This window comes from Sutterella wadsworthensis (genome assembly GCF_003315195.1).
GTDB lineage: Bacteria > Pseudomonadota > Gammaproteobacteria > Burkholderiales > Burkholderiaceae_F > Sutterella > Sutterella wadsworthensis.
In genome coordinates, this window is record NZ_QNRV01000046.1 from 1 (window position 1) to 13,177 (window position 13,177).

Sequence of the window (13,177 nt, forward strand, 5' to 3'; positions counted from 1 at the left end):
GTACCGCCGCAGGCAGCGGTGTAGTCAAAGCCCAGAACAGCACCGTAGATGTCGGCTTCATAGCCGGCACCGTTGCCGTAGAGGCGCTTGGCTTCGTTGGTCGTGCCGAAGACGTCCACCCAGGGGGTGAAGCCTTCCGTGCGCTGCGCGGAGGTGCGGCGGCTGACGGCAGCCGTGACCTGATCATTGATGTCGAGCGCCGTCGTGAACGCGCCGCCCAGAGCAGCCATGTTCGTGGAGGCATTTTCAGCATTGATAAGCTGAGTGAGGAGTCCATCCATCACGCCTTGGACTTTCTGGTCGAAAGCGACTTGGTCGGCATTGGTGGGATCAATCTGGGCATTGGTGTCAGCAATCTTAAGCTCATAATCGCCACTTTCAAAGTCCAGCGTCAGGCCTAACTTCTCAGCTTCAGCTTTAAGGGTCTGCTGAACGTTTTCGGAAGGAGTCACCAATTCTTCAAGACCAAAGATGATCTTGTCGGCTACGGCATTCTGGTTAAATTGAAGGTTTTCCGTCGACAAAGCAATCTGGCCGGCCGTATTCAATCCGAGTGAACGAATATCAGCAAGGAGTTCTTTATCCGTATTGAAGGTCAGAACGCCAGCGGCATATGTCGAATTAAAGAACAGAGAACCGACATCAACGTTGGTGCCTGCAGTTACATTACCCACAAGCGCCGTCCAAACCTTGTTTTCTTCATCATATTTCAGGGAGTCATGCGACACCGCCTGAAGATTGTTGATAACAAGTTTGTCGGCAGAAAGAGCCGTGCCGTTGACAATTTGGTGATCAGTCGTGACACCGTCTTTGTTGGCAGTCACAGCCTTGTACGACGTATCAGCGGCAAGACCCGCCATATCGATCACGACGGCGTTCTGAACTGACGTATTGCTCTTGTTGAAGGCAACCGTGCCATTGAAGGTCGTAGCCTGACCAACGTAGACAACGTTTTCTTCTTCATGCGCTTCGTGGTAGGCGCTGGCTGCAGCGGTGTAGTTGCCTGCAACCAGCATGCTGCCGTATGCGCCGGCATCATCAGCATTGGCCGTTACCGTAATAGCAGCATCACCAATCTGAAGTGTTTGATCAGCAGCAGGTTTTCCGTCGGTACCAGCGGGGAGCTTTTCACCGAGAACGGTCAGCGTGCCGAATTCCTGCACAGTGGCTGCGCCAGAAGAAGCATTGGCAGCCTTCGAGAGCTGATCAACAGTGAAGTTGCCTTCAACAGTGAGGGCGCCAGAGTTATCTAATTGCACATCACGTGCCGTGAAGGAGCCCACAACCTTAGTATTGCCGGCGATGACGATGTCATTCTGGAGCGCACCGCGGTCTTCTTCTTCAGCGCCGAAGTTAACATTGGTGAGCGTTACAGCGACATCACTCTTGACGCCATTGATCACATTGCCGTTCTTGTCGCCACGCAGCGTAATCTTGTTCGTAGCATGACCCAATGCTGCAGAAGTGATGGCGGGGGTGTCTTCAGCAGCCGGCGTGAAGGTGAAGGAGCCAAACGAAAGGTCTTTCGAAATTTGGGTGTTCGTACTGAAGTTAGGCTTATCAGATTTGTAAGTCCCCGCAACTTCTGCGTGGCCAAAGTCACCCGAACCAACCTTGTTGGCATCGTCCAGAGAAATTGCGCCGCCATCCTTGGTCGTGATGTTGGCGCTGTGCAGCGCGACCCCATTGCCCAGAACACCGATGATTTCCTTGTATTCGTCAAGGGTAACGTCACTGGTAATAGATTCATCAAGAATCGAAGAGTCTTTCAGCGCCGTGCCGAATGCAGTGGCTCCCCACTTGCCGTCTTCATCTTTGGCTGCAACATTCTTCAGGTCAGTGTAGACCTTGCCTTGATTCGTTACGCCGGTCAATGTAACTTCGCCGCCGTCGCTGTTAAGAGGCACAACAACGCTTCCGATTTCAACGGAGCCATTTGTGCCGTTCGTGAATACGTCAGAACCATTCACGAAGACCAGCTTTTCGATCACAGCATCGCCATGATTCACGAAACCATTGGCCGAAGTGTCGCGCGTGCTTGCCCCTGCTGTCGAAGCTTTCGCAAACGTGACCGTGCCCAGTTCGGTATAGCCATTGTTAGTGAACACAGAGTCAGTGGTGTTCAGCGTGACGGTATCAGCATAGAGCTCACCACTGACGGTAACCGAACCTTTGGATGCTGCGACTGCAGGAGTCGTATTCGTCTTTTCAACAGCAGCAGTGCCGACTGTAACGTTCTTGAACGTCAGTTCCTCAGCAACAGTAGCATCACCTGCAGCAGCAATCAGATCGCCGTCAACAGCAGCGCCTTCGGCACCGGTAAGTGAAGCAGTACCGAACTTAACAATGACATCGCCTGTAACGGAGGCGTCTTTTTCAATGTTGATATTGCTGGTAGATGCAGCATTTGATGTGGAGGAGTTAACAACAATATCCCCCTGCGTCAGAGATCCGCTTTTGAGGGTAGCCGTGTTGTCTGAGCCTTCACCAAAGTAAATGGCATACCCAGCATCAGCCGCTTCAATGGAAGCACCCTTGTTGTTTGTGAAGGTGTTGTTCACAGAACCGTCGCCAATGTAGACGGCACCGATCTCAGCAGCTCCCTTGGCTGGTGCACCAACGACGATGCGGCCGTTGTTTACAGCAGATCCGGTAACATTTGCACCGCCGCCAAGTTCGAGACCGCGGCCCTGATCTTCAACAACGATGAGGCCGTCGTTCTGCAGTTTTTTTGTAGCTTGCTTGGAACCCAATGCCATTGCCACAGCATTTTTAGCAATGATGGTGCCTTTATTGACAATGGTGCCGGCGTTGGAGCCCATTGCCTTCACCTGCCAATACTGTGCATCGTTGGCCGTCGTGACATAGATCGTGCCGGTGTTGATACCAGTTTTGTCTGCTCCATCAAGCCACAGGCCGTTCGCGTGAAAATCCTTAACGTAGGCGTCCGTACTACCTGCAGCCTTCTTAATGTCACCAACAATCCAAAGCGTCTTATCAAAGGAGAAGTCGTCGGTTGTGTTGAAGAAATTTTCCGTGGCTTGATTGACTTCTGTATGCTTCCAGACCGTTTCTGCATTCTTATTCAGGTCTTCGAGCTCAGTGATGCCGGTATTCACCAACGGTGTGATGCTGTCGCTGGGGGCAACATAGGACGGGGCTGCAATAGCAGAGCCGGCAACGAGTGCCGCCGCGGCAGCAATAACCGTCTTCACAGCCTTGCCCTGATAGGAAGAAGCCTTTTCGCTCGTCACGACGACGCCGCGTGTGAGTGACTTGGCAACTTTATAAGTGCGATTCATTTAGGGAGTACTCCAAGAGTTTTCTGGTTGACTCAACGGTTTCGAATGAAGTCGAAGAGTTGTGCACAAGCACTCAGGGCATCCTAAATGTCGAGAAAACATAGGGGGGGGGGGTTATCCCTATGGTTGGCTTTCTACTAGATTGTTTGCCGGCAAATTTGGAAAACTGGTATATGGCGCGAAAACCCTTAATTGAGCTTGTGTTATCAGAACAACACGGAAAATCTGTAAACAATCTGTTAGTTCAACCGTAAACGCGTGTAAGCATCCGGTCTCTTCAGGAAGGCGGCAAAACGAAGGAGGGGGTTTCATAACAATGCTTTCCGCTGACCGTGAGTTTTATTCAGCACGGTTGGGCGCAGTCCCCTTTGAGTGAGCCGTAAAACTGCCGCTTTCCTCATGGCGGTGTCAGAATGTGCCTCAACGAGCTCCTCGTCTGCAAAGAAGACGCATTTCTGTTTCTGAGCGCTAAAGAGACGAAGGAGCGGAGATTGATGAAAAAGGATTCATGTTATGAAGCTTAAAAACCTTTTTGCCGCGGCGGCCGTCGCGGCCGGACTGTGCTTAACCGGCATGTCTGCAGTTCAGGCTGCTCCGAAGATGCCTGAGAGCATTTCGATCACCTATGTGAAATCGCCCTTCAATCTGCAGAACATTGTGATGAAGGAGCGCGGGATGCTCGAAGATGCCTTCAAGGCCGAAGGCGTCAAGATCAACTGGCGCGTCATTAATTCGGGTGCCATTCAGGGTCAGGCTATGGCGTCTGGCGACCTAGATTTCTCCGCGGTCATGAATACGGCCAGCGTGCTGATGGCTGCCGGTGCCGGCAACCCCATCCGTATTGCTTCCGGTGTGGGTCACCCGCAGAAGATCTTTGCCATCATCGGCAAACCCGGCACGGACTATTCCATCAAGGATCTCAAAGGCAAGAAGGTCGTAGGACCTAAGGGCACGGTGCTCCATCAGCTCCTCGTGGCAGCGCTCAAGAAGGAAGGCATGACCATCAAGGACGTGGACTTCATCAGCATGGATCCTGCTAAGGCCATGACGGCGGTGCTCTCCGGTTCGGCTGACGCGGGGCTGGTCGCTGCTGGCCTCATTATTAAGGCAAACGCAGAAGGCGCCAAAACGATTACGACGTGCGAAGGACTCGTCGAACCTAATCTCGTGATGGCAGTCCGCCAGGCTTTTGTTGACCAGTATCCGGAAGCTTACGAACGCGTGGTTGCAACGAATCGCGCTGCTTTGAAGTGGATTCGCGAACACAAGGCTGAAGCGCTCGCCATGGGAGCAAAAGAGCAGGGCATTTCCATTGAAAATGCTGAGAAGCTCTATGACTGGTCGGGCTTTTATGACGTCCTGACTGAAGCTGACGTCAAGGGGCTTGCCGCTGATCAGCAGTTCCTCATCGACAACGGCATGATGGAAAAGGCGGTGGATGTCCGCTCGCTCATTCTGCCGGGCGCGATGAAATAACCGCCTAATGAAAAAGCGAATACAGTGTTTCGCTGCTGCTTTACTGCAGTTTTAGGCCTCAGCAATCGGCTGCTTTGACGCGAGTCGGGCAGCTGATTGCGGACGAATTGAGCGAATTTCTAAACCGCTTTCAAAGGAAGGTCTGCTCGATTGGCCGGGAATCTTTAATTTGATTTCTCCAAGCGATTGGCCCAAGAAAAGGCAGCAAAGAAAGGCAGCAAAGAAAAAGGCTGAGTTTGGAAAAACTCAGCCTTTTATGGTTTCGTGGCAGGGGTAGTAGGATTCGAACCTACGAATGGTGGATTCAGAATCCACTGCCTTAACCGGACTTGGCGATACCCCAACGAAACTTGGTGCGGTCGATGAGATTTGAACTCATATGGATTGCTCCGCTACCCCCTCAAAGTAGTGCGTCTACCAATTTCGCCACGACCGCGAATTCCGTTCAGATTTTTTTTTCAACAGCTTCATCAGAGAGACCTGGCAGGGGTAGTAGGATTCGAACCTACGAATGGTGGATTCAGAATCCACTGCCTTAACCGGACTTGGCGATACCCCAGCGAATGGTGCGGTCGATGAGATTTGAACTCATATGGATTGCTCCGCTACCCCCTCAAAGTAGTGCGTCTACCAATTTCGCCACGACCGCGGCCTGATCAAGTTGTTTTCTGCTGATTTATTTTTGAACTGAGGCGTTCATCAGCAGAGGAAAAAGATTTTACCTGGGAATTTGGTTAACGGGGGACTTATTGGCATCACCAGCCATCCCCTGTTCTTGGGATGCAGGCTGTTCAATGGTCGAAAGAACGCCGCCTTCGGGCTGTGCGGAGCGCTTGTTGAAAGCGCCGGACGCGAGGGTCAGGGCGATCGTCGAGCAGAAGAAGACCGTAGCGGCGATGGCCGTCGAACGCGAGAGGAAGTTGGCGCTGCCGGTGGCCCCGAAAACAGAGCCCGAGGCGCCGCTGCCGAACGCGGCGCCGAGGTCGGCGCCCTTGCCGTGCTGCATCAGCACGAGGACGATAACGACCACGGCCGAAATGATCTGCAGAACGAGCGCGATGCTAAGCAGGAAATGCATGGTGAAAGAAACCTTTATGGAAGGTGTGGAAATGGGGTTGATGGGAAAACGGAATCAGAACGCGTTGGCGATTACGAGGAAGCTGGAAGCCTTTAGCGCTGCTCCGCCAACCAGTGCGCCGTCAATGTCGGGCTGCGCAAAGAGTTCATGAGCATTTTCAGGCTTGACGCTTCCGCCGTAGAGAATCGGCGTTGATGCGCCGCCCTTGGGAGACACTTCAACGAGCCGAGTGCGGATGAGCGCGTGGACGGACTGAGCGATTTCAGGCGTAGCGGTCTTGCCGGTGCCGATGGCCCAAACGGGTTCATAAGCAACAGCGAGAAGATCCTCAGGACGCACGATGGTGAGGACGGCATTCAGCTGACGAAGAATGACGGAAGGCGTTGCGCCGGTTTCCCGCTCTTCGAGCGTTTCGCCCACGCAGACCACCGGCTTCAAGCCCGCCTTGACCAACGCCAGCGCTTTCATGGCCACGCGGTTATCGGTTTCACCGTAAAGGGTCCGACGTTCCGAGTGACCGACGATGGCGCAGCTCATGCCGATGTCGTGAAGCATCCCGGCGGAAATTTCGCCGGTGAAGGCGCCCGCGGGATTTTCGTTGACATCTTCGGCGCCGACTTCAAGATGGGTGCCGAGCGCACGCAGCGCAAGCTCTCCCAAATAAACGAAGGGGGCGCAGACGACGGTTCGGCAGGCGGGTTGGGGAGACGAAAGAAATTCGTCCGTCCAACGGGCATTGGCCTCCCGTGAGCCGTTCATCTTCCAATTGGCAATGACGATGCGGTCGCGCATAGTGCTTGTTCTGGTCCTCGATGGCTGCCGCAGATAAATTCTGCGGTGCTAGAGCGTTGTTTCAGTAGGTTGAAGGGGATTTTAGCCGCTTAAACGTTGAAAGGTCCTTAAAGGGCGCTTTCTCAGCTTCCGGAAAGCGGCGAACGCCGGCAGGCGTTTTCCCGCATTTTCCCCCTTAGCAGGGAAGGCGCGGAAAAGCATCCGTACCGGCGCCAAGCGCAGCCGTCGCTCATGCGGGTGTCCTTAAAAGAACACCCGCGGCGACAGATGCCTTACTTGTTTTCGCCTTCTTCGCGCAGAAGCGCCTTCATGGAAAGACGCACGCGGCCCTTTTCATCGGCTTCGATAACCTTGACGCGGACCTTCTGACCCTCCTTGAGGTAGTCAGAAACAGCATTGACGCGTTCGTTGGCAATCTGGCTGATGTGAAGGAGACCGTCCTTGCCCGGGAGGAGCTGAACGATGGCGCCGAAGTCGAGGAGGCGCGTAACCGTGCCTTCGTAGATCTGACCGGCTTCCACTTCCGCGGTGATTTCTTCGATGCGGCGGCGGGCTTCAGCAACGCGGGCCATATCGGGCGAAGAAATCGTGACCATGCCGTCGTCTTCCACGTTGATGGTCGTGCCGGTTTCTTCCGTAAGGGCGCGGATAACGGAGCCGCCCTTGCCGATCACGTCACGGATCTTTTCCGGATTGATCTTGAAGGAAATCATGCGCGGAGCAAAGTCAGAGAGCTCCTTGGCGCCGCCGCCGGCCATTTCATGCATGCGGCTGAGGATGTGCTGACGGCCGTCGTGAGCCTGAGCGAGCGCAGCCTGCATGATTTCGGGGGTGATGCCTTCGATCTTGATGTCCATCTGGAGCGCCGTGACACCGTTTTCAGTGCCGGCCACCTTGAAGTCCATGTCGCCGAGGTGATCTTCGTCGCCGAGGATGTCGGTGAGCACGGCGAAGCGGTTGCCTTCCTTGATGAGGCCCATGGCCACACCGGCAACGTAGTCCTTAAGCGGCACGCCGGCATCGAGCATCGAGAGGCAGCCGCCGCAGACGGAGGCCATCGACGAGGAGCCGTTCGATTCACAGATTTCAGAAACAACGCGAAGCGTGTACTGGAACTCTTCGGGCGAGGGCAGAACTGCCTTCAGGGCGCGCTTAGCGAGACGGCCGTGGCCGATTTCGCGGCGCTTGGGGCTGCCGACGCGGCCCGTTTCACCGGTTGCGAACGGAGGCATGTTGTAGTGCAGCATGAAGCGGTCGTGCTGTTCTTCGCAAAGACCGTCAATGATCTGTTCATCCTGCTTCGTGCCGAGGGTGGTCGTGACGAGAGCCTGCGTTTCACCGCGGGTGAAGAGCGCGGAGCCGTGGGTGCGCGGGAGCACGCCCTGGCGGATTTCAATCGGGCGAACCGTGCGGGTGTCGCGGCCGTCGATGCGGGGTTCGCCGGCGAGAATCTGCGAGCGGACGAGGTGGGCTTCGAGTTCGAAGAGGATGCCGTTCACTTCATTGGCATCGGGTGCTTCCGTGCCGGCGGCTTCAGCATCGGCAGCGAGCGTCTGCTCGACGAGGGCATAAACCTCGCGGAGCTTTTCAGTGCGCGGCTGCTTGGAGCGGATGGCATAGGCTTCGTGGAGACCCTTGTCGGCGATTTCGACGATACGGGCAATGAGCGCCTCGTTCTTCGGGGCGGGCTGCCAATCCCAGGCGGGCTTGCCGGCCTGGGCAACGAGTTCGTTGATCGCATTGATGGCGACCTGCATTTCGCGGTGGCCGAAGACCACGGCGTCGAGCATCGTCTTTTCCGGGAGGATGTCGGCTTCAGACTCAACCATCAGCACGGCGCGCTGGGTGCCGGCAACCACGAGATCAAGGCGCGAGGTCTTGAGCTGTTCGGTCGTGGGATTCACGACGAACTTGTCGTCGATGTAGCCCACGCGGCAGGCGCCGATCGGGCCGCGGAAGGGGATGCCGGAAACGGCGAGGGCGGCGGATGCGCCGAGCATGGCCGGAATGTCCGGATCAACAGCCGGGTCGGCCGAGAGAACGTGAATGATGACCTGCACTTCATTGAAGAATCCGTCCGGGAAGAGCGGGCGGATCGGACGGTCGATCAGACGGCTCGTCAGCGTTTCCTTTTCGGAGGGACGGCCTTCGCGCTTGAAGAAGCCCCCGGGGATGCGGCCGGCTGCGTAGGTCTTTTCAATGTAGTCAACGGTAAGCGGGAAGAAGTCCTGACCGGGCTTGGCTTCCTTCTTGCAGACGACCGTCGCGAGAACGACCGTGTCATCCATGCGGCAGATAACGGCGCCGGTGGCCTGGCGAGCGATTTCACCGGTTTCGAGCGTCACGTCATGATCGCCGAAACGGAAGCTCTGAGTGGTCTTATTGAACATCGTCATCGGGAATGTTTCCTTCTGAAGAAAGTCCTTTCGCTGACGTCTTCATGTCCGGTCTTCACCGCAGGATTACTGCATATCAGAAAATTCCTGCGGCACGCTGCGGTCTGAGGGTTCTCAAGGTTCCCAAGAGCACTCAAATCGCAACGCGCATTCGAAGGCGATTGGAGATGAAGGGGTATTTCGTCAACGATTGGACAAGGGGTTATAGATGCGACTACGGCCTGTCGAAAATCGGCAGGCCGTGGTCAGGTGAAACTCTTTCTCGCTTACTTGCGGAGGCTGAGCGTATCGATCAGCTTGCGGTAGGCGTTGAGGTCCGTGCGCTTGAGGTAGTCAAGGAGCTTGCGGCGGCGCGAAACCATGCGAAGCAGGCCGCGGCGGCTGTGGTGATCCTTGGCGTGCACCTTGAAGTGCTCGGTAAGGTGGTTGATGCGGGCCGTGAGAAGAGCGACCTGGACTTCAGGAGAGCCGGTATCGCCTTCGGCGCGCTGGAACTTAGCAACGATCTCAGACTTGGTCAGTTCAGACATGGATATTCCTGTCAAAGATGAAAGAACTTGCGGACACGAGCGTTGTGACTCGAGCCGTGAAAGCGGGCATTTTAGACATCGAGCGAGCGACGTGCAAGCGCAACAGTCTTTATTTTTTTATTCGCTCGATATCCAAAACGAAATTAAAGGAGGGTCACCGATCGTCGGACTTGCGGAAACGCTTTTCAAGCGCAGCGACGAAGCGCGAAATCGTGAGCGTGAGCGTGAGGTAGATGATGGCAACGCAGGTCCAAATTTCAAGCGTGCCGTAGGTCTCAGCAATGATGAGCTGCCCGGAGCGCGTGAGTTCTTCAAAGCCGATTACCGAAACGAGGGACGAATCCTTCAGCATGGCAATGAATTCATTGCCGAGCGGCGGAATGATGCGCTTAAAGGCCTGCGGCAGCACGATGTAGCGCATGGTCTGTCCGTAGGTCATGCCGAGAGAAAGACCGGCACGGAACTGCCCCTGAGAGATGGACTGAATGCCGCCGCGGAAGATTTCGGCAATGTATGCGCCGGAGTTAAGCGAACAGGCGGTAACGGCTGCGATAAACGGGTCAATGCGGTGGCCGATGATATTGGGCAGCGCAAAGTAGATGATGAAGATCTGAATGAGGAGCGGCGTGCCGCGGATGCAGTCGACGTAGACCTTGGCGGGAAGACGCAGGAGCGGGGACTTGGAAAGCTGAGCAAGGCTCGCAACGAGACCGATCAGGAGGCCCAGGCCCACGGCAAGGGCCGTAATTTCAAGCGTCAGACCTGCGCCTCGCAGAAGGAGCGGAATGCTGTGGATGATTAGGGAAAAATCAAATTCCATGGCCTTCGTGGTGTATGAATGGGGGTTGATGAATGAGTGCGGTGCTCTATTTCAGCTTCGGGCTGCCAGTGTGAAATGAGCTGCAGGATTCTACACAGATGTAGTATCACGAACGCGGTCGACCGGCTTTCGATCGACCGCGTCGTGCGGAATACGTTAAAGATTCAATGACAAAGCGCAAATACGGGCGCTTTGATCGTTCGAATTATTCCTGGAACCACTTCTTGTAGATCTTGTCGACTTCGCCGGAAGCCTTGAGTTCTGCGTAGGCCTTGTTGAGTTTGTCAAGCAGAGCCGTGTTGCCCTTCTTCACGCAGAAGCCGAACTCTTCAGCATCGGCAATGTAGGGCGGAATCGTGAGCTGCTGGGCAGCCTTGGGCTGATTCTTAAGATAGTAGGCGAGCACGGGGCGGTCGAGCACAACGGCCGAGGCGTTGTGCGAGAGCAGATCCATGAAGGCTTCGCTTGTCGTATTGAAGCTCGAAACCTTGGCGCCCTGAATGTCCTTGGCCTTATCTGCGCCGGTCGTGCCGATCTGGACGGCAAGGCGCTGGTTCTTCAGGTCGTCGAACGTCTTGAACTTTTCTGCGTCCGTGCGATGGATCAGCATCGAGAGACCGGACGTGTAGTAGGGCGTCGTAAAGTCAACGCGCTTCTGACGTTCCGGCGTGATGGAAACGCCGGCAGCAACCACATCAACATTGCCCGTCATCAAAGCCGGGATCAGTGCGTCAAAGCCCATGTTGAGAATCTGCACGTCAAAGCCTGCTTTCTGACCCACTGCACGGATGAGGTCCATGTCAAAGCCCGTGTAGTCCTTCGTCTGCGTGTCGAGGAATTCAAACGGCGCAAAGGTGGGTTCCGTGCCGACGCGAAGCAGGTCGCGGGCCTGAGCCGCGGCGGCCCCGATTGCAAGAGTGGCGGCAGCGCATGCGCAGAGGACGATTTTCTTGAACTGCATGATGAATGTCTTCTTTTTTGAGTTGAAGGATTAAGGGCGCTGCGGCGTTCAATTGCGGAAATTTCCGGTATGCGGAGTCCGAGCGTCGTCACTTAAATGTGAGGTTCAATGCTTTGCATCTTAATCAGCTCGAAGAACTTTGAACGCCTTACAGATCTCTGCGGGGCATAAAAAAACACGCGCATTTGCCGAAACCCTTGTAGCGGGTTGTTTGCGTGAAGATTCGTTGAAAGAATGCGCGGGGCGCGTCGACAGCAAATATCAATATGTCGACAAAAAAGGCCTGAAAAAAAGCGCAGGCTTTCACGAAACCTGCGCCTCGATTTGCGGCTTGACTTCGATTGATTTTTTATGCGCTGGCTGCTGCGTCGCTGCTTTCTGCGGGTTCAGCCGTTTTGCGCCAGGCAGGCGTTGCCTTGGCCTTCTTTTCTGCAATATCCAGAATGCGTTCGTGTTCAGCGAGCTCTTCGGGCGAGGCCTTAATGACGATGCTGGCATCGAAGGCAGGCATCGGGGGAAGGTTGTCAATGTCTTCGTTGACGAGCGTAAGCGTGTCCTGTCCGCGTGAAAGCGACAGATAAACCTCAGCGAGCAGCTCCGCGTCGAGCAGAGCGCCGTGGAGCGTACGGTTGGAGTTGTCGATTTCGTAATAACGGCAGAGACTGTCAAGACTTACCGCACGGCCAGGCAAAAGCTTTTTGGCGAGCTTCACCGTATCAATGACCTGACAATAGTCAGAAATCTTTCCGCGGCCGCAGCGGCCAAGCTCCATATCGAGAAAGCCGGTGTCGAATGCTGCGTTGTGAATGACGAGTGTGGAGCCCTTCACAAAATCAATGAACTTATCGGCGATTTCGGCAAACTTCGGCTTGTCCTGCAGGTATTCCGTCGTAATGCCGTGAATGGCGACGGCCTCTTCAGGTACCTCGCGTTCCGGATTGACGAAAATCTGCAGATGATGTTCATCAGTGCTTCGCATCATGCGGCCTTCAATGGCAACGCAGCCGATTTCAATGATGCGGTCGCCGTTTTGGGCGTCCAGGCCCGTCGTTTCCGTATCGAGCGTGATAAGGCGGTTGGGTGAAGCCATGGGAGATCTCCTCCTGAACCAAATGCTGAAGCCGAGTACGAAAAAGCCCGGCACAATTTTTTTGCCGGGCTAGCGTGCTGGAGCGGGCGAAGGGAGTCGAACCCTCGTCATCAGCTTGGGAAGCTGAGGTAATAGCCGTTATACGACGCCCGCGTTTTACAGGATTTTGAAGGAAGTCTGCTCACTCCTCTTCCTGTGAGGGAGAAATTATGCCCCAAAGAGGTCAATTTTGCCAATTGCCAGCATTGCTTCCATCAGAGGCCGATCAGATCTTTGGGCGACAGCAGGTTAAGCGGCTCACCATCTCACAGCGAATACTTTAATAAGAGAATGCGTTATTAAAGTTTACGCATGAAATCTTTACTAGCAGAAGAGCTTATTAAAGATTTCGACTTTACCGAACGAGCTTTGTGACTAATCGAGGAACTGACGAAGCTTAGAGTTGGCAGTTTTTTGAGTACACCTAGACAAGACTTTCTCTTGACCGTGGAAAACGAAAAAATATCGATTTTTCGTCAGCTTACCCACCAAAACATCCACCAATGCGAATGCGATCTGCGGAGACTCAAGGAGACGAAGTAAGGCGGTGTTCGCTGATTATTCTGAAGATCGGGTAGAGAGCGGGTTTGCACCTCGCTCCCTCCCACACCACCGGACGTGCCGTTCGGCATCCGGCGGTTTCTAAAGTTAGGTTGTGGATTCAGTGGTCAGGCCTTTGACAAGAGACTGTAA

General features: G+C 54.8%; 9 protein-coding genes and 3 tRNA genes. 1 reads left to right on the forward strand and 11 read right to left on the reverse strand.

What is annotated here, in order from left to right:
* Window positions 1-3,302, reverse strand: a 3,302-nt coding sequence (locus tag DES29_RS11615; RefSeq protein ID WP_113854922.1) for a beta strand repeat-containing protein, incomplete at its 3' end; no start/stop codon positions are given.
* Window positions 3,303-3,815: 513 nt separating this feature from the next.
* Between DES29_RS11615 and DES29_RS11620 the strand changes: the two genes are divergently transcribed.
* Complete coding sequence (locus tag DES29_RS11620; RefSeq protein ID WP_113854923.1) at window positions 3,816-4,778, forward strand: ABC transporter substrate-binding protein; 963 nt, start codon at window positions 3,816-3,818, stop codon at window positions 4,776-4,778.
* Window positions 4,779-5,129: 351 nt separating this feature from the next.
* Here DES29_RS11620 and DES29_RS11630 read toward each other — a convergent pair.
* The 10 genes from DES29_RS11630 to DES29_RS11680 form a co-directional block, all read right to left on the reverse strand.
* A tRNA-Leu gene (locus DES29_RS11630) sits at window positions 5,130-5,214 on the reverse strand.
* A gap of 128 nt (window positions 5,215-5,342) precedes the next feature.
* A tRNA-Leu gene (locus DES29_RS11640) sits at window positions 5,343-5,427 on the reverse strand.
* A gap of 69 nt (window positions 5,428-5,496) precedes the next feature.
* On the reverse strand, window positions 5,497-5,856 hold the full coding sequence (gene secG, locus DES29_RS11645; protein ID WP_005430397.1) for a preprotein translocase subunit SecG: 360 nt from the start codon (window positions 5,854-5,856) through the stop codon (window positions 5,497-5,499).
* Window positions 5,857-5,910: 54 nt separating this feature from the next.
* Window positions 5,911-6,648, reverse strand: a complete 738-nt coding sequence (gene tpiA / locus DES29_RS11650; protein ID WP_021995952.1) for a triose-phosphate isomerase — start codon at window positions 6,646-6,648, stop codon at window positions 5,911-5,913.
* Window positions 6,649-6,920: 272 nt separating this feature from the next.
* Window positions 6,921-9,044, reverse strand: coding sequence for a polyribonucleotide nucleotidyltransferase (gene pnp, locus DES29_RS11655; protein ID WP_113854924.1), 2,124 nt, complete (start codon window positions 9,042-9,044; stop codon window positions 6,921-6,923).
* A gap of 266 nt (window positions 9,045-9,310) precedes the next feature.
* Window positions 9,311-9,574: a 30S ribosomal protein S15 gene (rpsO, locus tag DES29_RS11660; protein ID WP_005430394.1), complete on the reverse strand. Its 264-nt coding sequence runs from the start codon at window positions 9,572-9,574 to the stop codon at window positions 9,311-9,313.
* A 154-nt stretch (window positions 9,575-9,728) separates the two neighbouring features.
* A complete protein-coding gene (locus DES29_RS11665) occupies window positions 9,729-10,394 on the reverse strand; it encodes an amino acid ABC transporter permease (protein ID WP_005430393.1) in 666 nt (221 codons plus the stop codon).
* Between the two features lie 205 nt (window positions 10,395-10,599).
* Entirely contained in the window at window positions 10,600-11,355 is a 756-nt protein-coding gene (locus DES29_RS11670) for a basic amino acid ABC transporter substrate-binding protein (protein ID WP_021995950.1), read from the reverse strand.
* A gap of 349 nt (window positions 11,356-11,704) precedes the next feature.
* On the reverse strand, window positions 11,705-12,445 hold the full coding sequence (gene dnaQ, locus DES29_RS11675; RefSeq protein WP_021995949.1) for a DNA polymerase III subunit epsilon: 741 nt from the start codon (window positions 12,443-12,445) through the stop codon (window positions 11,705-11,707).
* Window positions 12,446-12,523: 78 nt separating this feature from the next.
* Window positions 12,524-12,598, reverse strand: a tRNA-Gly gene (locus DES29_RS11680).
* Window positions 12,599-13,177 lie beyond the last annotated feature (579 nt).